At 51.8% G+C, this 24128-nt stretch carries 24 protein-coding genes; 12 read left to right on the top strand and 12 right to left on the bottom strand.

The annotated features are described in order from the left end of the window. Positions 1 to 107: 107 nt before the first annotated feature. Positions 108 to 1328 (bottom strand): sugar metabolism global transcriptional regulator Mlc, encoded by a 1221-nt coding sequence (gene mlc / locus AC3ITF_RS11070; protein ID WP_115259946.1) that lies wholly within the window; start codon positions 1326 to 1328, stop codon positions 108 to 110. Positions 1329 to 1456: 128 nt separating this feature from the next. After that, positions 1457 to 2356, bottom strand: coding sequence for a LysR family transcriptional regulator (locus tag AC3ITF_RS11075; protein ID WP_117343086.1), 900 nt, complete (start codon positions 2354 to 2356; stop codon positions 1457 to 1459). A gap of 96 nt (positions 2357 to 2452) precedes the next feature. On the opposite strand from AC3ITF_RS11075, the gene AC3ITF_RS11080 reads away from it, so the two are divergent. Next, positions 2453 to 3706: an MFS transporter gene (locus AC3ITF_RS11080; protein ID WP_117343085.1), complete on the top strand. Its 1254-nt coding sequence runs from the start codon at positions 2453 to 2455 to the stop codon at positions 3704 to 3706. Positions 3707 to 3738: 32 nt separating this feature from the next. On the opposite strand, the gene AC3ITF_RS11085 is transcribed toward AC3ITF_RS11080, so the two are convergent. Beyond that, positions 3739 to 4428 (bottom strand): CPBP family intramembrane glutamic endopeptidase, encoded by a 690-nt coding sequence (locus AC3ITF_RS11085; protein ID WP_135912074.1) that lies wholly within the window; start codon positions 4426 to 4428, stop codon positions 3739 to 3741. A gap of 178 nt (positions 4429 to 4606) precedes the next feature. Here AC3ITF_RS11085 and AC3ITF_RS11090 point away from each other — a divergent pair, with 178 nt between their 5' ends. From AC3ITF_RS11090 to AC3ITF_RS11105, 4 genes are all read left to right on the top strand, one after another. After that, positions 4607 to 6094, top strand: a complete 1488-nt coding sequence (locus AC3ITF_RS11090; protein ID WP_135912075.1) for a carboxypeptidase M32 — start codon at positions 4607 to 4609, stop codon at positions 6092 to 6094. A gap of 137 nt (positions 6095 to 6231) precedes the next feature. Continuing rightward, complete coding sequence (gene asr, locus AC3ITF_RS11095; RefSeq protein WP_115259947.1) at positions 6232 to 6552, top strand: acid resistance repetitive basic protein Asr; 321 nt, start codon at positions 6232 to 6234, stop codon at positions 6550 to 6552. 88 nt (positions 6553 to 6640) lie between these two features. After that, a complete protein-coding gene (gene ydgU / locus AC3ITF_RS11100; protein WP_459554019.1) occupies positions 6641 to 6721 on the top strand; it encodes a small membrane protein YdgU in 81 nt (26 codons plus the stop codon). 100 nt (positions 6722 to 6821) lie between these two features. After that, on the top strand, positions 6822 to 7643 hold the full coding sequence (locus AC3ITF_RS11105; RefSeq protein WP_182038024.1) for a trypsin-like serine peptidase: 822 nt from the start codon (positions 6822 to 6824) through the stop codon (positions 7641 to 7643). A 35-nt stretch (positions 7644 to 7678) separates the two neighbouring features. On the opposite strand, the gene mdtI is transcribed toward AC3ITF_RS11105, so the two are convergent. The 3 genes from mdtI to AC3ITF_RS11120 all read right to left on the bottom strand — a co-directional run bounded on the left by mdtI (position 7679) and on the right by AC3ITF_RS11120 (position 8638). After that, entirely contained in the window at positions 7679 to 8008 is a 330-nt protein-coding gene (mdtI, locus tag AC3ITF_RS11110) for a multidrug/spermidine efflux SMR transporter subunit MdtI (RefSeq protein ID WP_040233868.1), read from the bottom strand. Next, positions 7995 to 8360 (bottom strand): multidrug/spermidine efflux SMR transporter subunit MdtJ, encoded by a 366-nt coding sequence (gene mdtJ, locus AC3ITF_RS11115; protein WP_170972989.1) that lies wholly within the window; start codon positions 8358 to 8360, stop codon positions 7995 to 7997. Before mdtJ ends, mdtI begins: the two co-directional genes overlap by 14 nt. Before the next feature lie 107 nt (positions 8361 to 8467). Further along, positions 8468 to 8638, bottom strand: a complete 171-nt coding sequence (locus AC3ITF_RS11120) for a protein YdgV (protein ID WP_096757107.1) — start codon at positions 8636 to 8638, stop codon at positions 8468 to 8470. A gap of 136 nt (positions 8639 to 8774) precedes the next feature. Here AC3ITF_RS11120 and AC3ITF_RS11125 point away from each other — a divergent pair, with 136 nt between their 5' ends. After that, the gene (locus AC3ITF_RS11125) at positions 8775 to 9809 is read left to right on the top strand and encodes an AI-2E family transporter (protein WP_489175656.1); all 1035 of its coding nucleotides are present in this window, start codon (positions 8775 to 8777) and stop codon (positions 9807 to 9809) included. Positions 9810 to 9888: 79 nt separating this feature from the next. On the opposite strand, the gene pntB is transcribed toward AC3ITF_RS11125, so the two are convergent. Next, complete coding sequence (gene pntB, locus AC3ITF_RS11130) at positions 9889 to 11277, bottom strand: Re/Si-specific NAD(P)(+) transhydrogenase subunit beta (RefSeq protein WP_096757109.1); 1389 nt, start codon at positions 11275 to 11277, stop codon at positions 9889 to 9891. 10 nt (positions 11278 to 11287) lie between these two features. Further along, complete coding sequence (pntA, locus tag AC3ITF_RS11135; protein ID WP_096757110.1) at positions 11288 to 12817, bottom strand: Re/Si-specific NAD(P)(+) transhydrogenase subunit alpha; 1530 nt, start codon at positions 12815 to 12817, stop codon at positions 11288 to 11290. A 525-nt stretch (positions 12818 to 13342) separates the two neighbouring features. Here pntA and ydgH point away from each other — a divergent pair. From ydgH to folM, 3 genes are all read left to right on the top strand, one after another. Further along, positions 13343 to 14287 carry a DUF1471 family protein YdgH gene (gene ydgH / locus AC3ITF_RS11140; RefSeq protein WP_096757111.1) on the top strand — a complete coding sequence of 315 codons (945 nt, stop codon included), beginning with the start codon at positions 13343 to 13345 and terminating at the stop codon, positions 14285 to 14287. Positions 14288 to 14473: 186 nt separating this feature from the next. Next, positions 14474 to 15856: an amino acid permease gene (locus AC3ITF_RS11145; RefSeq protein WP_096757112.1), complete on the top strand. Its 1383-nt coding sequence runs from the start codon at positions 14474 to 14476 to the stop codon at positions 15854 to 15856. A 37-nt stretch (positions 15857 to 15893) separates the two neighbouring features. Further along, on the top strand, positions 15894 to 16613 hold the full coding sequence (folM, locus tag AC3ITF_RS11150) for a dihydromonapterin reductase (protein WP_153879534.1): 720 nt from the start codon (positions 15894 to 15896) through the stop codon (positions 16611 to 16613). Here the strand turns inward: folM and AC3ITF_RS11155 are convergent. Beyond that, positions 16610 to 16945, bottom strand: a complete 336-nt coding sequence (locus AC3ITF_RS11155; protein WP_489175657.1) for a GlpM family protein — start codon at positions 16943 to 16945, stop codon at positions 16610 to 16612. The genes folM and AC3ITF_RS11155 overlap by 4 nt on opposite strands. A gap of 117 nt (positions 16946 to 17062) precedes the next feature. Between AC3ITF_RS11155 and rstA the strand changes: the two genes are divergently transcribed. Together rstA and AC3ITF_RS11165 are read left to right on the top strand one after the other, a co-directional pair. Further along, a complete protein-coding gene (gene rstA / locus AC3ITF_RS11160; RefSeq protein WP_115258544.1) occupies positions 17063 to 17806 on the top strand; it encodes a two-component system response regulator RstA in 744 nt (247 codons plus the stop codon). 242 nt (positions 17807 to 18048) lie between these two features. Continuing rightward, on the top strand, positions 18049 to 19401 hold the full coding sequence (locus AC3ITF_RS11165; RefSeq protein WP_489175658.1) for a cation:dicarboxylate symporter family transporter: 1353 nt from the start codon (positions 18049 to 18051) through the stop codon (positions 19399 to 19401). A gap of 57 nt (positions 19402 to 19458) precedes the next feature. Here the strand turns inward: AC3ITF_RS11165 and AC3ITF_RS11170 are convergent, their stop codons facing one another. The 3 genes from AC3ITF_RS11170 to AC3ITF_RS11180 form a co-directional block, all read right to left on the bottom strand. Further along, positions 19459 to 20487, bottom strand: a complete 1029-nt coding sequence (locus tag AC3ITF_RS11170; protein WP_115258546.1) for a HoxN/HupN/NixA family nickel/cobalt transporter — start codon at positions 20485 to 20487, stop codon at positions 19459 to 19461. Positions 20488 to 20608: 121 nt separating this feature from the next. Further along, positions 20609 to 21439, bottom strand: coding sequence for an aminoglycoside phosphotransferase family protein (locus AC3ITF_RS11175; protein ID WP_489175659.1), 831 nt, complete (start codon positions 21437 to 21439; stop codon positions 20609 to 20611). A 289-nt stretch (positions 21440 to 21728) separates the two neighbouring features. Then, positions 21729 to 22181 (bottom strand): SgcJ/EcaC family oxidoreductase, encoded by a 453-nt coding sequence (locus AC3ITF_RS11180; RefSeq protein WP_096757119.1) that lies wholly within the window; start codon positions 22179 to 22181, stop codon positions 21729 to 21731. A 596-nt stretch (positions 22182 to 22777) separates the two neighbouring features. On the opposite strand from AC3ITF_RS11180, the gene rstB reads away from it, so the two are divergent. Beyond that, a complete protein-coding gene (gene rstB / locus AC3ITF_RS11185; RefSeq protein ID WP_489175660.1) occupies positions 22778 to 24079 on the top strand; it encodes a two-component system sensor histidine kinase RstB in 1302 nt (433 codons plus the stop codon). Positions 24080 to 24128: the final 49 nt, after the last annotated feature.

The raw sequence follows: 24128 nt of genomic DNA on the forward strand, positions 1-24128 counted from the left end.
GCTTTGAAAATATAAGCCAGGAAAATAATACAGTGGAGAAAGTCTAAGGTAAGAGAACCTGAATCAGCTTGAGATAGCGCAATTTTTTGTACAACAGTTAAAAAATGTTAACCCTGTAATAGACGAATCAACAAAGAACCGTTATACATCGCGTCCTTCACGAGTGCGGCCCCCGCCATCGTTCCCTGATTGGTAAACTGTGTGCTCTCAACAACAATGTGCTTACTGTAGGCTGGCAACGCCTGTTGGCGAATACTGTCAGCAATGGTCGGAAACAGAATATCTGCGGCCTTGCTGAGCGGAGAACCGATCAAAATCTTTTGCGGGTTGAATAAATTCACCATGATGGCCAGGATGCGTCCCACATGCGTACCGACGCCGTTAATAATATCTTTCGCCAATAAATCACCCTGCATGGCGGCAAGGCATATTGAATCCACCGTCAACGGTTGGCCATGCAGTGAGGAGCTCATCGACTGCTTCAGACGCACCTGTGCGAGTTCAAGAACGCTGTCTACACTGGCTATCGTTTCCAGACACCCATGATTCCCGCAGTAACAACGCTTGCCATACGGGTCCACCTGCGTATGGCCAATCTCGACCAGACTGCTGCTGCCCGCATGCAGTAAATGGCCGTCGGTGATCACCCCCGCGCCCACGTTGTGGTCAATCACTACCTGAATCACGTCGCGGGCACCGCGCGATGCACCAAAAAGCGCTTCAGCCATGGTCCAGGCGCTGATATCGTGCTGAATGTATACCGGTACCCCGGTATGACTCTCCAGCGCGTCACCCAGTGGCATCTCTTTAACGTCATCGTAAAACGGCATGCGATGAACGATGCCATTCTCGGTATCGATAATGCCCGGCATGGTGATGGCAATGGACGTTAAGCGTTCAAGCTTTTGCTGATGACGAATGAAGAATTGATCGACCTGCGCAATCACGCGATCGAGCAGCGGGATCTCGGAGACCAGCGCCATTTCAAGGCAATCTTCAACCACCAGTTTGCTGCTGAGATCGCGCAGTGCGAGAAAAATTTCGCCACGACTGATACGAATAGATAAGTAGTGCCAGGCTTCCGTCTCGACAACCAGGCCAACGGCCGGACGCCCACGACTCCCGGCTTCTTTGATTTCCAGTTCTTGCACCAAATGTGCTTCGAGCATTTCGCGGACAATCTTGGTAATACTGGCAGGCGCTAATTGCGCCAGGCGAGAGAGATCAATACGCGATACCGGTCCGAGCTGATCTATCAGGCGATAAACCGCGCCCGCATTGGTCTGCTTAATTTGATCGATATGCCCAGGCTGACTATCAGCAACCACCACTTACTCCCTTTATTTTCGCGCTCCGAAATAATCTGTAGGCTATGGTGAAGTACTTCAATGGTTTCCGTCAACTTTTTACTTAGCCGTGTGATTTACCGCACATTTTCACCGGTTTTTAAACTAATTTAAGCACGCTGTACCGCCGCTAAAAGCTGCTGGCGAAAGCGTTGCGCAGCATGGCTTTGCTCGCGATGTTTAGGCCACACCAGCCACATTTCAGATACAGCATCCTCTTCTGCTATCGGTACCCAACACATTTCATACAGCTGTACCCGTTTAAAGGAGGCTGGCAGAATAGACACCCCCAACCCCGCCGCCACCAGGCCGATAATGGTCATCGCCTCCCCGACCTCCTGAGTTATAGTCGGCTTCAGGTCGTAGCGACGCATCAGGCCAAGAATATCGTCATACAATCCGGTCCCCACGTGCGGGTCAAAAAAGACAAACGGCTCGCGGGAAAGTTCCGCCAGAGTAACAACCGGCTTTTGTGCCAATGGATGCGCTCGCGGGATCATCGCCATCAGCGGTTCGTGCAGGATAACCTCCCGGTGCAGAGTGTCAGGCAGTTGCGTATTGCGCAGCAGTCCCATATCCAGCGTCCCTTCGCTTAATGGGGCAATTTGCTCGCGGGTGTTCATTTCACGGGTTTGCATATGCACATCGGGGTAAGCCTGGCGAAAAAAGGACAGCGTATCTGACACCGCCTTAATAAACGGTGCTGAGGAGGTAAATCCGATACGCAACTCACCCGCTTCGCCCAAATGCAGACGTTCAGCTCTTGCTGCGGCTTCATTCACCAGCCCGAGGATCTGCCGACTGTCGGCCAGAAACTGCCTGCCTGCGGCGGTCAGCGCCACGCTGCGGTTGGTTCGCGCCAGCAATCTGGCACCCACCTGCTGCTCGAGGATTTGGATCTGTTGGCTCAACGGAGGTTGGGAAATGTTCAGCCGCGCCGCCGCACGGCCAAAATGGAGTTCTTCCGCAACCGCCACAAAGTAGCGCAGGTGACGCAGTTCAATATTCATATTTTTAAAATATTATTTGAGATTATTAATATATTAGACAGAATATTGTGATTTTCATACTCTAAAGACTAGTCCTGTATACCCAATGGATTTCATGTGAGCCGTACAACTACTGTCGATACTGCCCCGACAAGCGATGTTGATGAACAGATTATCTCCCCGCCAGATGCGTTTATAAAACGCGGCACCGCCTCTTTTATGCGCGTCACGCTGGCTCTGTTTTCCGCCGGGCTGGCGACATTTGCCCTGCTGTATTGTGTACAACCGATCCTGCCGGTACTGTCCCATGAGTTTGGCGTATCGCCTGCCAGCAGCAGTATTTCACTGTCTATCTCCACCGCCATGCTGGCAATCGGTCTCCTGTTTACCGGCCCGCTTTCCGACGCCATTGGCCGCAAGCCGGTAATGGTCACCGCGCTCCTGCTGGCTTCCTGCTGCACCTTACTTTCAACGATGATGACCAGCTGGCACGGTATCCTGATCATGCGTGCATTGATTGGCCTGTCATTAAGCGGGGTCGCCGCGGTAGGTATGACCTATCTCAGCGAGGAGATCCACCCTAGCTTTGTCGCCTTTTCGATGGGGCTGTATATCAGCGGTAACTCGATTGGCGGCATGAGTGGCCGGTTGATCAGCGGAGTATTTACCGACTTTTTTAACTGGCGTATTGCGCTGGCGGCTATCGGCTGTTTTGCGCTGGCCTCCGCGCTGATGTTCTGGAAAATCTTACCCGAATCGCGCCACTTCAGACCGACGTCACTGCGGCCTAAGTCATTGTTTATTAATTTCCGCCTGCACTGGCGTGACCCCGGATTGCCGCTACTTTTCGTGGTCGGATTCTTATTGATGGGGTCGTTTGTCACGCTGTTTAACTACATCGGCTACCGCCTGATGCTGTCGCCCTGGGAACTCAGTCAGGCGGTGGTCGGCCTGCTGTCCGTGGCTTACCTTACCGGTACCTGGAGTTCCCCCAAAGCAGGGTCAATGACCACCCGCTACGGTCGTGGCCCGGTGATGTTGTTCTCGACTGGCGTGATGCTCGTAGGCTTGTTGATGACGCTGTTCACCTCACTGTGGCTGATTTTTGCCGGGATGCTGCTCTTTTCCGCCGGTTTCTTTGCCGCACATTCGGTGGCCAGCAGCTGGATTGGTCCGCGCGCTAAACGCGCCAAAGGTCAGGCCTCGTCGTTGTATCTGTTCTGTTATTACCTGGGATCGAGCATTGCGGGTACGCTGGGTGGCGTTTTCTGGCATAACTACGGCTGGAACGGCGTCGGCGGGTTTATTGCGTTGATGCTGATCCTTGCGCTACTGGTGGGGTCCCGTTTACATCACCGTTTGCACGCCTGATTGTGATGCCCGGTATCGCCGGGCACACCGCATTACGTGGACGGCACGAATGCCTGAGCCGCGATTTGCATGCCCACCACCGTCCCGTTCATCAAGATATGCAGCATAATTGGCATCAGTATGCCGTTACTTTTAATTCGGGCATAAATCAGAACCAGTGACACGATAAACAACAGCAATAACGTCCTAAAATCCACATACTGCGTGTGCATCAGCGCGAAAATGGCGGACACCACCGCTGACGTCAACCAGGTTTTATCCTTGAACCAGTACTGAAAGGCATTGAACAGGCAGCCGCGGAAAATCATTTCCTCATAAACCGGGGCAATAAATATCAGCGACAAACTCGACAGCCACAGCGCATAACTACGTAGTGATACCTGGGTTGTCACCCATTCTTCATTTTGTCTTATTCCCAGCAGCCAGGGCCCGGCAAACTGCACCAGCAAAAGTGCGACAAATAAAATACCAAACCACGTCACGTTAAACGTGCCCTTTCCCAGACCTGCTCTTTTGCTAAAAAAGAAATAATACAGCGGTACCAGCACAACGAACTCCGCAGCAAACAGCAGTGGGAACAGTAATCCCTGCGCCTGTAACAGCGCGCTTTCAGCAAAAAAAAGGGGGACAAACGTGAGGCCAAACATCAGAATAAACATCGAAAAACAACCGGATACTGCCCGAGTTCTGGCGATATAGTCACTACTGATTTCCTGTTGCATACCGGCTCCCTGCTAAAAGATTACGCCATAGTTTAAAACATCAAATTTTGTTTATGATAAAAAGTATCATTATCACTTACAAGCTACCAACATTTCGCATTCTCTGCCGAGGAATGGGTAAATGCGGTAAATCACGTTAGACTCACAGGTCTGGTCCAACAGAACGAGAACGAAAATAATGAGTAACAGTACGAATTACCAACAGCTCACCCGCGCGTTCCAGCGGCTCTCTCGCTTCTCCCACCTCTCGGCTATCGCCAGTTGGGACATGTTCACCATGATGCCTCCTGGTGGCAGCCAGGCCCGTGGCGAAGCGCTGGCGGAACTGAACGTCCTGGAACATCAGCTGTTAACCGATCCTAAGGTCGCCACCTGGATTGCCGGGGCGCAACACGAAGAATTGAATGATGTTGAACAGGCCAATTTGCGAGAAATGTCGCGTCTGCATCATCAGGCATCATTGTTGCCGGAATCACTGGTTGAAGCCAAATCCCTTGCGGGTAGCCGCTGCGAACACGCCTGGCGCAGCCAGCGCCCGGCCAATGACTGGGAAGGTTTTGCTGAGAACCTGAAGGATGTGGTGAAGTACAGCCGCGAAGAGGCCAGACTGCGTGCCGAGGCCAAGGGTTGTTCACCGTATGATGCGCTGCTGGATGTGTTTGAACCAGACATGACCAGCGCCCGCCTGGACGTGTTATTCGCCGACCTCAAAGGCTGGCTACCGGACCTGTTAAGCAAGGTGGTCGCCAAACAGTCCCGGCAATCGTTAATCGCGCCGGTTGGCCCTTTCCCGACGGCGGTGCAGCGCGAGTTAGGCCTTGAGACCATGGCGCAGTTGGGATTCGACTTTGCGGGCGGACGGCTGGACATTAGCGCCCACCCATTCTGCGGCGGCGTACCGGAAGATGTGCGCATCACCACACGGTATGATGAAAACGAACTGCTGAGCGCACTGTTTGGCGTTATCCATGAAACCGGCCATGCCCGCTATGAGCAGAACCTGCCGCGTAACTGGTCCGGTCAACCTATCGCCCTGGCACGCTCGACCGCCATTCATGAATCTCAAAGCCTGTTCTTTGAAATGCAGCTGGGTCGAAGCAGCGCCTTCCTGACGCGGCTAATCCCGGCGGTGAAGCGGCATTTTGGCGATCAACCCGCCTTTGAAGAAAGTAATTTTATCGCCTGGAACCAGCAGGTGAAGCCGGGCTTTATCCGCGTTGATGCCGATGAAGTGAGCTACCCCGCCCACGTGATCCTGCGCTACGAAATCGAGCGAGCACTGATTAACGGCGACATTGAAGTCGATGATATACCGGCCTTGTGGAATGAGAAAATGCAGGCGTGGCTGGGGCTGTCAACCATCGGCAATTACCGTAATGGGTGTATGCAGGATATCCACTGGACCGACGGTGGCTTTGGCTACTTCCCTTCCTATACCCTTGGAGCCATGTATGCAGCACAGTTGTTTAGTGCGGCAAATCGCGCGTTGCCGGGGTTAGAAACGGCCATTGCTCAGGGTGATTTCAGCGCACTGTTTGACTGGTTACGCCAGAACATCTGGCAGCACGGTAGCCGCTTTACCACCGAACAGCTGATTACGCAGGCCACCGGTGAACCACTCAGTAGCCGCTATTTCCGCGCACATCTGGAAGCCCGTTATCTGTAATTGCTTACCGTGAGTCATTGTACATATGGTTACACGCCGAAACCAATGACTCACGGAAGCCTTGATATTACAGCGATATAGTTATTTCAACGGCCCCGCAGTGGGGTTGAATGAAAAACCAAATCGAGGGTATGACAATGAAAAAAGTATTAGCTCTGGTTGTTGCCGCTGCTATGGGTCTGTCTTCTGCTGCATTTGCTGCTGAAACAACGGCCACCACGACTCCGGCCGCTGCAGCCACCACCAAAGCAGCCCCGGCTAAAACCACACATCATAAAAAACAGCACAAGGCGGCACCGCAGAAAGCGCAATCTGCCAAGAAACACACCAAAAAAACCACCGCTAAACCTGCTGCAGAACAAAAAGCACCAGAGCAAAAAGCACAGGCAGCTAAAAAGCACAGCAAAAAAGCCGTAAAACACGACGCAGCTAAACCTGCGGCTCAGCCAGCGGCATAATCCGTCAGAAATAACGCTGGCGTCCCCCACGCCAGCGCCTACGGCGCTAGCTCTTGTCGGTTTAGCGCCGCGTTCGGAGGGTAAAAGGGTGTCCCATTACCGCTTTGAGTTCATTCTTATTACACTGATAATTTGCGGCCTTATTGCCACGCACTTTTATCTTTCCTGAGTGTAGTTACCTGATTTTACTCCCACTTTCCCACCGTCCCGTCTATAGTATTCATTGAGGGTTTGCTTTTAATAATCATAATTCCCCACCAGAGTGTGATATGCATAAAACCATTGCGGTATTACTGGGTTCTATTTATCTTTCTCCTGGCGTTGCGCATGCGGATCGGCCAGCAACGCCCGCCACTGAAGCTGAAGACATTAAAACGCTCTTCTTTGGTCATGACGATCGCGTACAGATCCCAGACCCGACGCAATCTCCCTGGGACGCCATCGGACAACTGGAAACCGCCAGCGGTAACCTGTGTACGGCCACGCTCATTTCTCCGCATCTGGCCTTGACCGCCGGGCACTGTCTGTTAACGCCCCCTAAAGGCAAGCCGGATAAAGCCGTTGCGCTGCGCTTTGTGTCAAAAAAAGGCGTCTGGCGCTATGAAATCCACGGCATTGAGGCACGGGTTGATCCTTCACTTGGCAAGCGCTTAAAAGCGGATGGCGACGGCTGGATTGTGCCCCCTTCTGCGGCACCCTGGGATTTTGGTCTGGTGGTGTTGCGTTACCCCCCATCAGGAATTACACCGCTTCCCTTGTATGAAGGCGATAAAACCGCATTAACCGCTGCGCTGAAAGCCGCCGATCGCAAAGTCACTCAGTCAGGCTACCCGGAAGACCATCTGGACGATCTGTATGCGCATCAGGATTGTGTAGTGACCGGCTGGGCGCAAAACACCGTCATGTCCCATCAGTGCGACACGCTCCCGGGTGACAGCGGTTCCCCATTGATGCTGAAGACAGATGCGGGCTGGCAATTGATTGGTGTGCAGAGCTCCGCTCCGGCGGCGAAAGATCGCTGGCGGGCCGATAACCGCGCGATTTCGGTCACCGGTTTTCGCGATAAACTGGACGCGTTAGCGAAGGGATAACAACATGCTGCCCGCAGATACAGGCAGCATTTTTATCAGGCGAGTTTAATCATGATCATACCGGCCAGCAACAATGCCACGCCGATCCAGCCTTTATTATTCAGGCGCTGACCAAAAAGCACCCAACCTGCGGCCAACGTGGCGGCAATCCCGAATCCCCCCCACAGGGCATAAGCAACGGAAAGGTCGATGCCTTTTACCGCCTGAGACAGCGCACTAAAGGCTGCCAGCACGGCGACCAATGACAGCACGCCATAGGCTTTACGACGAAAACCATCGGAAAATTTCAAAAAGACGTTAGCGACAATTTCCAGCACGATGGCCATCCCCAACCAGGCGCCGTGAACCCATTCAAACTGCTGCATGGGTCACCTCGCCCCTCGCTTTTGCTGGCTTTCGTGTGCCTGATTTAATCAGCACGATACCGAACACTAGCGAGACTAATCCGGCCACCTTCATCGCCGACAGGGTTTCATCAAATAACAGCACGCTAAACAGCGTAATAAATAAAATACCGATACCTTCCCATAACGCGTAGGCCACGCCGAGGGCGATTTTTTTAACGGCGAAACTGAGAAAAATATACGATAAGGCGATCATTACCAGCATTAAAATAAAGCCCGCATTACCATTACCTACGCTTGCCCATTTCATCGACAGCGTACCTGTAATTTCAGCCGCAATGGCCAGACCTAATAAAATCCAGTAAAACATGATACTTCTCCTGCTAGAGAATAAAGTCCTTTGGGCTTACTGCATGCAGCAAACCAAAAAATAAAATCAGATAGCTCAGCGCATAACGCCAGCTCAGGCAGAAGAAGGGACTAAAGCGCGTTGCGCCAGAGTTGCTCACCTGCAAGCAGGAAAGTAGAAGAGGTACGAAGAAGTGTAGGTAAACGCAAAAACATCCTGAACGTATTGTCCATAATATTACAATTATCCGCAGTGTTGCTTCTCGTCATCGCGGATGATAATTGTCCTCGGTAGTTAAACACACGCAATTTGTATCATAGGTTCAAGACGAACTCAAAATCTTTTCACTTCTTTACCTGGTTCGTTTGATTTTTGTTATAACGACTCGAGGCAGATCACACTATTATCCAGGTTCAGGATAACTCTTCAGGAATAAACATGGCGAAACCCATTATCACGCGTAGCGGTCTAAAATTAGTCATTATGTTGGGCATGCTGGTGATCATTCTGACCGGCGTCCGCTTTGCGGCCGATATCATTGTCCCCTTTATTCTGGCGTTATTTATTGCCGTGGTGCTTAATCCCGTGGTCCAGCGAATGGTCAAACTTCGCATTCCGCGAGTATTAGCCGTGTCATTGCTGGTGGTTATTATTGTGATGCTAATGGTGCTGCTTTTAGCATATTTAGGGACATCCTTAAATGAATTAGCGAGAACGCTACCGCAATACCGTTCTTCACTGGTTATCCCGCTGAAAAATATCGAACCGTGGCTGCAGCGCGCGGGAATTGGTGTTTCCGTCGACGAACTCGTGAAGTATATCGACCCTAATGCGGCGATGACGCTGGTGACCAATTTGCTGACGCAATTGTCCAATGCCATGTCATCTATCTTTTTACTGCTGCTGACCGTCGTGTTTATGCTACTGGAAGTGCCACAGTTACCCGGCAAACTCAAACAAATGATGAGCAGACCCGTTGAGGGAATGGCCGCTATTCAACGCGCAATCGACAGCGTGTCACACTACCTGGTCCTCAAAACGGCCATCAGTATTGTCACCGGTCTGGTCGCCTGGGGCATGCTGGCCGCACTGGATGTCCGCTTCGCATTTGTCTGGGGACTGCTGGCTTTCGCGCTGAACTACATCCCCAATATCGGATCCGTGCTGGCGGCGATCCCCCCTATTGCTCAGGTACTGGTGTTTAGCGGATTTTACGATGCCCTGGTGGTGCTGGTGGGCTATCTGGCGATTAACCTGATATTCGGTAACATTCTCGAACCGCGCATCATGGGACGCGGACTGGGGCTATCGACGCTGGTGGTTTTTCTGTCGTTGATATTCTGGGGCTGGTTACTGGGACCGGTTGGCATGCTGCTTTCTGTCCCACTCACCATCATCGTTAAAATTGCACTTGAGCAAACTGAAGGCGGCCAAAGCATTGCCGTTTTGCTGGGCGATCTCAATAAAGCGTGAAGCCGCCTCTCTCACTAATAAGCGGAATGTGCCATAAAAAAACGGCCTCCGAGGAGGCCGTATGACATGCTAGTAATAATTACAGCGCTTTCAGAATCGCATCCACGCTGGCTTTGGCATCGCCAAACAGCATATGGGTGTTATCTTTAAAGAACAGTGGGTTCTGCACGCCGGCATAACCGGTATTCATTGAACGTTTAAACACAATGACATTCTGCGCCTTCCACACTTCCAGAACCGGCATACCGGCGATTGGGCTTTTCGGATCGTCCAGCGCCGCCGGGTTAACGGTATCGTTCGCGCCGATGACCAGTACGGTGTCTGTATCGGCGAAATCATCGTTGATTTCATCCATTTCCAGCACGATATCGTAAGGCACCTTCGCTTCCGCCAGCAGCACGTTCATATGCCCCGGCAGACGCCCGGCAACCGGGTGGATACCGAAACGCACCTTGATGCCGCGCGCACGCAGTTTCTCGGTGATTTCGGCCACCGGATACTGTGCCTGCGCCACCGCCATGCCATAGCCTGGAGTGATAATCACCGAGTGCGAATCCTTCAGCATTTCTGCCGTTTCTTCCGCGGAAATCTCGCGATGCTCACCCGCTTCCTGATCGTCACCAGTAGAAGAACCGTCGGTACCAAAACCACCGGCAATGACGCTGATGAAGGAGCGGTTCATCGCCTTACACATAATGTAAGACAGGATCGCACCCGAAGAACCCACCAGCGCACCGGTAACAATCAGCAGATCGTTGCTCAACATAAAGCCCGCCGCCGCTGCCGCCCATCCTGAATAGGAGTTCAGCATCGATACCACAACCGGCATATCTGCCCCGCCGATAGACGCCACCAGATGCCAGCCAAACGCCAGCGCGATAATGGTCATCACCAGCAACGCCAGAACCTGCAGACCCACGCTTTCAGTACGCACGAACAGCACCAGCAGCAGGAACGAAACCACCAGCGCCGCAAGGTTCAGCTTGTGGCGATTCGGCAGCATCAGCGGCTTAGAGGATATCTTGCCGCGCAGTTTACCAAACGCCACAATAGAACCCGTGAAGGTCACCGCACCGATGAAGATGCCAAGGAACACTTCAGTCAGGTGAATATTCACCAGAATCGGTTCCAGACCCGCTTCGTGATACAGGTAGCTGTTAAAACCAACCAGCACCGCCGCCAGGCCAACGAAGCTGTGCAGGATCGCCACCAGCTCCGGCATCTCGGTCATTTCGACTTTCTTCGCCAGACGAATACCAATCGCGCCACCGATGATCATGGCAACCAGAATCCACGCGACGTTACCGGTATCCGGACCAAAGATCGTGGCAATCAGCGCAATCGCCATCCCGGCGATACCGAAGTTATTACCCTGCTGGGACGTTTCATGCTTAGAAAGCCCCGCCAGGCTGAAAATAAACAGGATCGCGGCAACAATGTATGCAGCTGTAACTAATCCTCCAGACATGTGCTACCCCTTAGTTTTTCCGGAACATTTTCAGCATGCGCTGAGTCACGGTGAAGCCACCGAAAATATTAATGCTGGCAATAAGTACCGCGATAAAGCTCAGGAAACTCACCCAGCCACCCTGGCCAATCTGCAATAATGCCCCCACAACGATGATCCCGGAGATGGCGTTCGTCACAGACATCAGCGGCGTATGCAGCGCATGCGACACGTTCCAGACCACGTAGTAACCGACCACGCAGGAAAGTGCGAACACGGTAAAGTGGCCAAGGAACTCTTTTGGCGCCACATCGGCCAGCCAGCCAAACAGAATAACCACCAACGCCATCAGGGCGTATTTACGCCACGGTGAGACTGGTTTTTTCTCTTCAACCGGTGCAGGTGCAGCTTTTGCTGCCGCCTGAGGCTGAGCGGAAACCTGGATTGGCGGCGCAGGCCAGGTGATTTCACCTTCGCGAACCACCGTCACACCGCGCACCACCACATCGTCGAAATCCACGGTGATATTGCCGTCTTTCTCTTTGCACAGCAGCTTCAGCAGGTTAACGAGGTTGGTCCCGTATAGCTGGGAAGACTGCGTCGGCAAACGGCCCGGAAGGTCGGTATAACCAATAACCTTGACGCCGTTCTCGGTCGTGGTCACCTGATTCGCCACGGTGTATTCGCAGTTACCGCCGTTTTGCGCAGCGAGATCGACAATCACGCTGCCCGCTTTCATGGAGTCAACCATTTCACGGGTGATCAGTTTCGGGGCCGGTTTACCCGGAATCAACGCGGTGGTGACGATAATATCGACGTCTTTCGCCTGCGCGGCGAACAGTTCCATTTCCGCTTTGATAAACGCTTCGGACATCACCTTGGCGTAACCATCGCCGCTGCCCGCTTCCTCTTTGAAATCCAGCTCGAGGAATTCAGCGCCCATACTTTGCACTTGTTCTTTCACTTCCGGGCGCGTATCGAAGGCGCGAACAATCGCCCCCAGGCTGTTGGCCGCACCAATGGCCGCAAGACCCGCCACCCCGGCACCGATCACCATCACTTTGGCTGGCGGGACCTTACCCGCGGCGGTAATTTGTCCTGTAAAGAAGCGACCGAACTCATGCGCCGCTTCAACAATGGCGCGATATCCGGCGATGTTGGCCATCGAACTGAGGGCATCCAGCGACTGCGCACGCGAAATACGCGGTACGGAGTCCATTGCCATCACGGTGACATTGCGCTCGGCGAGTTTTTGCAGCAACTCCGGGTTTTGCGCCGGCCAGAGGAAACTGACCAGCGTGGTCCCCGGATTCAACAACGGAATCTCAAATTCTTCTGGTGCGTTGACCTTCAGGATAATCTCTGACTGCCAGACCGCATCCCCGTCAACAATTTCCGCACCCGCTTGCACAAACGCCTTGTCGTCAAAACTTGCCAGTTGACCCGCGCCGCTTTCAACCGCGACGCTAAAACCCAGCTTCAGCAGCTGCTCAACCGTCTTCGGTGTGGCTGCTACGCGGGTTTCATTGGTTAACCGTTCTCTTGGTATGCCAATTCGCATAATGTTCCCTTCCATCTGTATTTTTGATGATGGTTTATCAATGTTCGCAAGCGGCCTGCGCGCACTTACGTAAGAGGTAAGTGTTACCCCAACAAAATAAAACAGTAACAAACTCTGTATAACCTACTGAAATTAACGCCTGTGATCTAGCGCCAAAAAACAGTATTTATTATGAAATTCGCAAAACCGGGATGAATTAACCCGCAGACAGGGATAATGCCCTTGAAATAGCCCGCAAAGGCCGATAAATCGCTCAAGCCAAGCGGCAAAACATGATTAAGCGCCACCACGGAACAATTGATTAACATTAAATTAACTTATGAAATTCAACCGATTTATCAGTTTTAGCGCTGAAATGCCGAATTTTTAGACATATCACGAAATGTTATCGATGTTGTTACGACGGCTGGCACGATGAGTGAAAAATGACGCAGACACTGACACAATTTAAATGCAATAATCAGCCACGTTTCTAGTCAATAACAATACCAGTACCTGGTTTGCGCAAGGCGAAGGATTATTTTTATGAAGCTTAAGAACACTCTCCTGGCGTCCGCACTTCTTTCTGCGACTGCTTTTTCTGTAAATGCAGCGACAGAATTGACGCCGGAGCAAGCGGCTGCCCTGAAACCCTATGACCGCATTGTGGTGACCGGCCGTTTTAATGCTATCGGTGATGCGGTTGCCGCCGTATCCCGCCGTGCAGATAAAGACGGTGCAGCCTCCTTTTACGTTGTTGATACCTCAGATTTTGGCAGCGGCGGTAACTGGCGTGTTGTTGCCGACGTTTATAAAGCCGACGCAGAAAAAGCGGAAGCTAACAAAAATCGCGTCATCAACGGTGTTGTAGAATTACCCAAAGATCAGGCCGTGTTGCTGGAACCGTACGATACCGTCACGGTGCAGGGTTTCTACCGTAGCCAGCCTGAAGTCAACGACGCCATCACCAAAGCGGCGAGAGAGAAAGGGGCTTACTCTTTCTATATTGTCCGTCAGGTCGATGCTAACCAGGGTGGCAACCAGCGTATTACCGCATTTGTCTATAAAGCCGATGCGAAAAAACGTGTTGTACAAAGCCCTGACGCCATCCCAGCTGATTCTGATGCCGGACGTGCAGCATTAGCAGCCGGTGGCGAAGCCGCGAAGAAAGTTGAGATCCCGGGCGTAGCTACCACCGCATCTCCGAGTGCAGAAGTGGGTCGTTTCTTCGAAACGCAGTCAACCAAAGGTGGACGTTACACTGTCACGCTTCCGGATGGTACGAAAGTAGAAGAACTGAACAAAGCAACCGCCGCCATGATGGTGCCGTTTGACAGCATCAAGTTCACCGGTAACTACGGCAACATGACTGAAGTTTCTTATCAGGTTGCTAAACGTGCCGCGAAAAAAGGCGCCAAGTACTACCACATTACCCGTCAGTGGCAGGAACGTGGTAACAACGTGACCATCAGTGCCGATCTGTATAAATAACGGTCACGAGTAACAATATAAGGCGGCTTTTTGCCGCCTTTCGCATTTTTAGTCACAAATCTCCCCATGCCCATTGCATGCGCTCCCTTCTCTCCGTAAAATTCCGCGCCTTAGTGGCTTCCTCCATTTTTATGCGGTTTGCCAAAATAATTATTCTCTCACTCTCGTTTTTGTCACTGGATACAAATGGAAAAGAAATTGGGTCTGAGCGCACTGACCGCGCTGGTTTTAAGCTCAATGCTCGGCGCGGGCGTTTTCAGCCTGCCACAAAATATGGCAGCGGTTGCCAGCCCGGCCGCATTACTGATTGGTTGGGCGATTACCGGCGCGGGAATTCTCCTGCTGGCCTTTGCCATGCTCATCCTGACGCGCATCCGTCCCGATCTGGACGGCGGTATTTTTACCTACGCCCGTGAAGGTTTTGGCGAACTGATTGGTTTCTGCTCGGCATGGGGTTACTGGCTGTGTGCCGTTATCGCCAACGTTTCTTATCTGGTGATCGTTTTTTCCGCACTCAGCTTCTTCACCGATACGCCTGAATTGCGTTTATTTGGCGATGGAAATACCTGGCAGTCTATCGTCGGGGCCTCAGTGCTGCTGTGGGTGGTCCATTTTCTGGTATTACGCGGTGTACAAACCGCCGCCAGCATTAACCTGGTAGCGACACTGGCGAAATTATTGCCGCTGGGTCTGTTTGTCGTGCTGGCCTTTATGCTGTTTAAGCTTGATACCTTTACTCTGGATTTTACCGGTATTGCGCTGGGTGTTCCGGTCTGGGAACAGGTCAAAAACACCATGCTCATCACACTGTGGGTGTTTATCGGGGTAGAAGGCGCGGTCGTAGTGTCAGCACGTGCCCGCAATAAACGCGATGTCGGTCGCGCCACGCTGCTTGCGGTATTGGCCGCGCTGGGTGTTTATCTGTTGGTTACCCTGCTTTCCCTTGGCGTGGTTGCTCGCCCGGAACTGGCTGAAATCCGTAACCCGTCAATGGCCGGACTGATGGTCAAGATGATGGGGCCGTGGGGTGAAATTATTATTGCGGCCGGTCTGATAGTTTCCGTCTGCGGTGCCTATTTAAGCTGGACGATTATGGCAGCCGAAGTGCCGTTTCTGGCATCGACGCACAAAGCGTTCCCGCGCATTTTCGCACGTCAAAATGCGCAAGGTGCACCGTCGTCTTCACTGTGGCTCACCAATATCTGCGTACAGGTGTGTCTGGTGCTGATCTGGCTCACAGGCTCTGACTATAATACGCTGCTGACGATTGCCTCCGAGATGATTCTGGTGCCTTATTTTCTCGTTGGCGCATTTTTGCTGAAAATCGCCACCCGCCCGATTCATCAGGCTGTTGGTGTCGGTGCCTGCATTTATGGCTTATGGTTATTATATGCTTCTGGCCCAATGCACCTGCTGCTGTCTGTGGTTCTGTATGCGCCAGGATTATTGGTCTTTCTTTACGCCAGAAAAACGCACACGCACGATAACGTGCTGAACCGCCAGGAATTGGTTTTGATCGGCCTGCTGCTGGTCGCCGCCGTTCCGGCTACCTGGATGTTGATGGGGTAAACGTCATACCCATCGTTTGATGTTAATGGAGATTACGATGGGTAAAAAGCCCCTGCCAGTACTTATCACCGGCGCAGGCCGTCGCATCGGCCTCGCAATTGCATGGCATTTTTTGAATCAAAAACAGCCGGTAATTATCAGCTATCGTACGCATTATCCATCGATTGATGGTCTGCAAGAAGCCGGCGCGGTGTGCATTCAGGCCGATTTTTCGACCGATGCCGGCGTGCTGGCCTTCGCTGATGACGTAAAAAACCGAACGGATGGATTACGCGCCATCGTGCACAATGCCAGCGCCTGGGTTGCAGAAAAACCCGGTAAACCGCTGTCTGACGTGTTGTCCAGCATGATGCAGATCCATGTCAACACGCCCTACCTGCTCAACCACGCGCTGGAGGGCCTGCTGCGCGGTCACGGCCACGCCGCCGGCGACATCATCCATTTTACAGATTACGTCGTCGAGCGCGGCAGCGACAAACATATCGCGTATGCCGCCAGCAAGGCTGCACTGGACAACATGACCCGCTCATTCGCGCGTAAACTGGCACCAGAAGTCAAAGTGAACGCCATCGCCCCATCGCTTATTCTGTTTAACGAAGATGACGACGCCGAATATCGTCAGCAGGCTCTGAACAAGTCACTGATGAAAACCGCGCCCGGCGAGAAAGAGGTCATTGAGTTAATCGATTATCTGTTGACCAGCTGTTTTGTCACCGGGCGTAGTTTTGCCCTGGATGGCGGTCGCCACCTGCGTTAGTGCAGTTTTACCCAACAAATAATCAGCAACCACGCGCTCAGGCCCCAGCAGACTACCGCCCCGCCGAGCGCGACGGGCAGGCGCATAAACCCGGTGAAGTACCACAGTGAAACAAGGTAGACAAAATAGGGAATAATTGACCACATACTGAAGACAATTGTGGTGCGTAACGCTTCAATACCGCGCTCGCTGGCCACAATATAGTGAGCGATCAGCGCAAATGTCGGGAACAGCGGAATTAATCCGGCAATATAGTAATTCTTTGTTTTAGCCAGCACGCCAATCACCACCACCACCAGCGCCCCCAGCGCCGCTTTTATAAGTAACCCCATCACTTTGCCTTAACACATCAATAACATCAGCCCCTAGCATAACGGAAGCGTTCTCGTTTAGAAAAGATTAATGGAAGGAAAAACAGGGGCGGTGTATGTTGGCACTTTATAATCAAAATGAATGATATGAACACCATCGTATTTGTTGAAGATGATCCTGAAGTCGGTTCGCTGATTGCCGCCTACCTGGCCCGGCATGATATCGAGGTCATCCTTGAACCGCGCGGCGATTTAGCCGAAGAGAAGGTCCTGCAGGTTCAACCCGACCTGGTGTTGTTAGACATTATGCTGCCTGGTAAAGACGGAATGACCATCTGTCGTGATTTGCGCGGGCGCTGGCAGGGTCCAATTGTTCTGCTGACGTCTCTCGACAGCGATATGAACCATATACTGGCGCTCGAAATGGGAGCCTGTGACTACATTCTGAAAACGACGCCGCCGGCGGTGCTGCTGGCCCGCCTGCGCCTGCATTTACGCCAGAACGAACATTCGACGCAGTCAAAAGGTATTCAGGCGGCCACCCTTACGCCGCATACCATACTGCGCTTTGGTACGCTAACTATCGACCCAACCAATCGTTCCGTGCTACTTGCTGGTGACCCCGTTTCGCTTTCTACCGCCGATTTCGAACTACTGTGGGAGCTGGCAACCCATGCAGGACACATTATGGATCGCGATGCGTTGCTGAAAAATCTGCGCGGTGTGAGTTATGACGGGATGGATCGCAGCGTTGATGTGGCGATTTCCAGACTGCGCAAAAAACTGCTGGATAACGCCACAGAGCCGTACCGCATCAAGACCATCCGTAATAAAGGCTATTTGTTTGCCCCGCACGCCTGGGATGATGAACCACGCAAATAACCCCGCCAGGCTGGTTTTAACCCAGCCCAATTCGCCATTTAACGTTACACTGTCACGCAAATCGTCTACAGGATAAGCATAAAGACCTCGTCTCGGTCTGAACCACACTTTTTGTGTGGCTGTCAGTGGTCCCCCTCCCTATAATCCGTCCCGGTCCTGAGCCACTATGGCTCAGCGTTTTATTTCAAAAATACACTCTCTTTCCGGCATTTCAGGTGCTGAATGAGGCAAGAGGCTACATTATGTTCGTTACTCTCGCGTATATCGCGTTATTTTTGGTTTGTTCATGGGCTGTATTCAGAATCGACCAAAAAAGTCACTCCCTGTCCAAAAGCGTTTTCATTGCCATTTTTATCGGTGCCGTTATTGGCTTATCCCTGCATTTTATTGCAGCCGACAACAGCAAAACAATTATCGACTGGTATAACGTCATCGGTAACGGTTATGTCAATTTACTCAAACTGGTTGCGGTTCCGCTAATCTTTATCTCTATCCTGTCGGCGATTAATAAGCTCGAAAACAGCGCCGGAATTGGCAAAATGTCACTCACTATCGTAGGGAGCATGCTCTGCCTGGTGATGATCGCCGGATTTGTTGGCCTGCTCACCGCCCACGTTTTAGGTCTGGATGCCAGCGCGTTTGGCCATATGCAGTCAACATTGACGGCTGAGGATGTGAGTAAAACAGCCGCCGTTTCACTGCCTAAGCTAGTCATCTCGCTGATCCCCACCAATATCTTCCTCGATCTTACCGGGGCCAGAAGCGTTTCTGTTATTGGTATTGTGATTTTCACTCTGCTTGCCGGGGTAGCATTATTAAAAGTAAAACAAGATGCACCGCAAGAAGGTGAAAAATTAAGCGCGGGCATTAACGCCATCCAGATTTGGGTGATGAAAATGGTGCGCATCGTTATTGCCCTCACCCCCTATGGCGTGATGGCATTAATGGCTGGCGTATTTTCCGCTTATCGGTTTGAACAATTTGCCAGTTTGTTAGGCTTTATTGCCGCCTGCTACATTGCCGTGCTGATGATGTTTATCGTGCATGCGCTAATTTTGCTGCTTAGCGGAAACAATCCTGTGCGCTATTTTAAAACCGTGTGGCCGGTTTTAACCTTTGCGTTTGTTTCGCGCAGCAGCGCTGCCTCTATTCCACTGGCCATTACCGCGCAGGAAAAATTTGGCGTACAAAATACCATTGCCAATATCGCGGCTTCATTTGGTTCCAGCATGGGCCAGAATGGCTGTGCCGGGATTTACCCTGCGATTATGGTGGCAATGATTGCACCGACAATGGGCATCGATCCGCTGTCGGTACATTTTCTGCTCGCGATGCTACCGGCGATTGCGCTGGGATCGATTGGGGTGGCGGGCGTCGGTGGTGGTGGGACGTTTGCCGCACTGATTGTGCTTTCCACGCTGAATTTTCCGGTCGCGCTGGTGGGGATTTTTATTGCTATTGAGCCGATTGTCGATATGGCGAGGACTGCATTAAACGTCAACGGTTCGATGATGTCAGGCGTGCTGGCTAACCGAATATTGCGTAAAGAAACGTCCGCGCAGCAACCGTCCACATCGCTCAGCAACGCTGAATAACCGTTCAGAGCAGTGCCAGATAATAGCCTTCCCGCTGACAGGAAGGCTTTATTTAGGTTAGCTGAGCATCAACCTGTCATAGTTTTTCCAGCGATAATTCAGCGCGGAGAGGATCCAGCAACCGAGAAATACAGCAATAATCATAAAACCAACATTACCCATGTGGTCACTCATATTGCTTACCGTATCCCACATTCCGCCCTGAAGTGAAAACGCATCGGACAGTAATCCTAACGCTTCCAGCCCGCCAATAAATACCGCCACAATCACCGAGGTTCCGGTGATGGTCATATTGTAATACAGCTTTCGCTGCGGCTTATTAAAGGCCCAGCCATAGGCCTCGACCATCAGAATACTGTCGAGGCAATCAATTAACGCCATGCCACAGGTAAACAATGCCGGAAACACCAGAATGGACCAGATGGACATCCCACTGGAAGCACCTGAAGCAGAAATGCCTAACAGCGAAATTTCTGTGGCAGTATCAAAACCCAGCCCAAACAAAAAGCCGACAAAATACATATGCCAGTCTTTCCCCACCAGCCTAAAGGCCGAGCGGAAGAGCCAACTCAGAGGCCCTGAAATCGTGATTTCTTCCGCGGTTCCGTAATAGGTGCCCGTACGTTTTAAATGGCGGAATGCCTTCCATACCTGGCAGAAGATAATCAGATTGATGGTCGCCAGAATCAGCAAGAACGCTGCAGAAACGGCCGTACCGATCACGCCCCCAACATTCTGCAACCACGCCATATGATGTTTAAACACGCTGGTAGTGAGGGCAATGCCAATACTTGCCAGTACCACAATGGTGGAATGTCCGAGAGAAAACCATGCCCCGGTGGTCAATGCGCGCTTTTTTTGCTGCATCAGTTTGCGGGTTGCGCTGTCGATGGCGGCGATATGATCGGCATCCACGGCGTGGCGTAAACCGTAGCACCAGGCGACCAGGCTCAGCGCCAGAAGCGAGGTATGATGACTAAACACCGTGAAAGCCCACAGCCACGCCACAATGTTTGCCCCGACCAAAATCGCCACCAGCAGCATAATATCCGGACGTTTTTTGCACACTGAAAACAACGTGTTCATTGTTTTCGGCCCATTAACTTATTCATAAGAGACACAACCTAACCCGCCATTTACTGATTGGTAATCTAAATATTTATCAGCCTAATGATAACGGTTTAAAATTGCTGACGCGTGTCGTAGATCAAAGTTGCAGAGACCCTGAGTCCAGTTCAGCAAACGCGAGATCCGCCACCCGCAGGGTTATTGCCGCAGTATCCCCGTCTTGCAGAAACCAGGCGGATGAAAGCCCACACCATGCCGCGATCCACAGAAGAAGACGCTCGCGTTTAAGTCCGGCAGCCTCTGAAACGATGTTGACGCGCTGGGTGAACCGCGATGGATCAATGGCGATGCCAATACCAGGATCGGCAAGATCGGGATTGGTGAAAATATTGGCGTAATCAAACCCACGCTCACCCAACAACCCTTTCGGATCGATAGCCAGCCATCCAGACTCTGCAAAATCAAGCACATTTCCGTGGTGTAAATCACCGTGCAGCACCACGACATCTTGCGCAGTGGAGAAAAGCATATTGGCTGCCTGCGCGCAACGAAGCATGATCCCACCAAAACGTTGCGCTGTCGGCTCAAGATCGCGAAACCAGTGTTCAAGCGGCGTGAGCAGCGGTGTTGAGGTATCTGCCGCAACATGGAGTCGACGGGCAGTTTGGCAAATGATGCGGCAGGCTCGCGCATCCTGGTCTTCCCGGGACATATCCGTCAGCGATTGTGTCCCTGTGGCACGCTCTAACAGAATCGCCCCATTTTCATGAGCCAGCACCCTCGCCGCCCCTTTCCCGTTCCACCAGGTCATCAACTGACAACCGGTTCGCTCACTGTCATCATCCGTGAGTTTAAGAATGGCTTTCTTGCCACCGTGAATTGTTGTCACGGGTAACAGATACGATGTATGAGTCACGATGGGAGCACCATCAGGGATGAGTTTCCAGCGGCTTAACCAGGTACTGAACATATGCTTTCCAAAGTAATGCCACCCTCTTCAGCCTGAGTGAATCGCTGGTGGAACATTAGCGAGATTTTTACCGCATTATAACGATGACGGGTCAGGGCGACACCTACATCTATACAGAATTTTATGCTAGGTTGAAAAATACAGCCCTCGAGAAAGAGGCAAACGCCAGCTTCAAAAACAGATCGTTTATGCTGCTTTACGGTCGATTTCGCCATAGAATTCAGAATAAAATAAAATCACATCATCGATAAAAACAGGGAGCGCTGAATTCTCGCCCCCTGCACTTTTTTTACCCCTCAGGCATCGCCGAAGAGTGATGGGTGGAGATTTTCCACTCTTTTCCATCCCATGCGTAAGTGAACGTATATCGTGCTGAAACGGTAGATTTATCGGCGAAGGTAAATGTGTAGGTACCGGTATCTATCGCCTTGTTGCACCCCAGACGAATAGTGCGAGTATCAATTTTTCCGGTAGGTTTCTTCGCCAGAAAATGCTCAAAATAATCAATGCGTTCAGCATCCGTTAAGCGGGCTTTATTGGATACCGTTGGCAGTAACACCGCATCGCTGAGATAGTTTTCTGAAACCGTCTTCGCGTTGCCCGTTTTTAACGATGCGTTCCACTTATCAAATAGCGCTTCGATTTGAGCGTTATCGACCTTCACGCAGTCAGGTGCCGACACCGCAAAAACCGGGCCAGACAGAAGGGTCAGTGAAGCAATAAGACCAAATAATTTCTTCATTTTAATCAATCCATTCGTGATCGTATGGCAATGCTGAACCATTGATAACCAGGCTATAAAAATCGCATGGCATGTCATTATCAATGGGAATCATCAACATACGCTGTGTGTGAAAATAAAGAATCCGTGAGGGAAAGGGTATTCAATACGAAGGAGTTATAAGAGATTTTTGTGTTATCGCCACGGGTAGAGACTGTTCAACTTCCTGGTTAATTATAGTTCAGTGATTATTGCTGAAGCATGACTTTCAGTATTTTTGCCCGCATCCAGTACGGGCTTTTTAGATGATGCTCCCCTCATATCGCGCACTCACCTTGCACAAAGACAACCGCCAGCAGCAATTACTCTGTTAAGACGAGACTGTTTACCGGGCCCAACTGCCCTCGCACGTTCAAGACATGCTGTATTTATTACGGGCCTCATGGGCCATGAGAATGCAGAAAGGGTTTATACAGTGTACTCTGCCGGGATAAGCGCGATTGACGATACTCAGACTGAATTTCTGAATCTGCGTCTCGGTGGATACAGCAATCCCCCCGTCAGCCCCTGACTGCAAAAGCGTATTAGCTAACTTATTGAGCGTCCGGTGATTTGTTATGAAGAAGCTGTTTGTACAGTTTTACCTGTTGCTGTTCGTCTGCTTTCTGGTGATGACTCTGCTGGTCGGTTTGGTATATAAATTCACCGCAGAGCGCGCCGGCAGGCAGTCGCTTGATGATTTAATGAAAAGCTCCTTGTATTTGATGCGCAGTGAGCTTCGCGAGATCCCGCCCCATGAGTGGGGGAAGACGCTGAAAGAGATGGATTTAAACCTCTCGTTTGATCTGCGCGTGGAGCCGCTGAATAAATACCATCTGGATGCCACTACCCAGCAGCGTCTGCGCGAGGGCGATATTGTGGCACTTGACGACCAGTACACCTTTATTCAGCGTATTCCTCGCAGCCATTATGTCCTTGCCGTCGGCCCGGTTCCCTATCTCTATTTTCTGCATCAAATGCGCTTGCTGGACGTCGCGCTGATGGCGTTCATCGCCATTTCGCTGGCCTTCCCGGTGCTTATCTGGATGCGTCCGCACTGGAAGGAGATGTTGAGGCTGGAAGCGGCGGCGCAACGGTTTGGTGAAGGACACCTGAGTGAACGGCTGCATTTTGACAGCGGTTCCAGTTTTGAGCGGCTCGGCGTGGCGTTCAACCAAATGGCGGACAATATCAATGCGCTCATTGCCAGCAAAAAACAGCTGATTGATGGCATCGCCCATGAGCTGCGCACACCGCTAGTGCGTTTACGCTACCGGCTGGAGATGAGCGATAACCTCAGCGAACAGGAATCCCAGGCGCTGAATCGTGATATTAGCCAATTGGAAGCGCTCATCGAAGAGTTACTCACCTACGCACGACTCGACCGGCCACAGAATGAGTTAAACCTCACGGAACCAAACCTACCGGTATGGCTCACCACCCATCTGGACGATGTACAAAGCGTTAATCCTGACCGCACGGTACGCCTGCGCCATCTAACCTCCGGTGATTACGGTGCGCTGGATATGCGCCTGATGGAGCGCGTCCTTGATAATTTACTCAACAACGCCCTGCGCTACTGCCAGTCTACGGTTCACGCCAGTCTGCTGCTTCAGGGTAATCAAGCGATGCTGATCGTCGAAGACGATGGCCCCGGCATTCCACCTGACGCCCGTGCGCAAGTTTTTGAACCGTTTGTTCGTCTCGATCCCAGCCGCGACCGGGCCACCGGCGGCTGCGGACTCGGGCTGGCCATCGTCCACTCGATTGCGCAGGCCATGGGCGGTACGGTGATGTGTGACGAAAGCGAACTCGGCGGCGCGCGTTTCACCTTTAGCTGGCCCCTCTGGCATAACATTCCTGAATGTTCCGCTACTTGACCCCTACGGCTCGGTGGTCAGGTAACGTTGGGTGTGCTATAAAAAAGTA

The organism is Citrobacter sp. KH_055_1 (assembly GCF_057838705.1).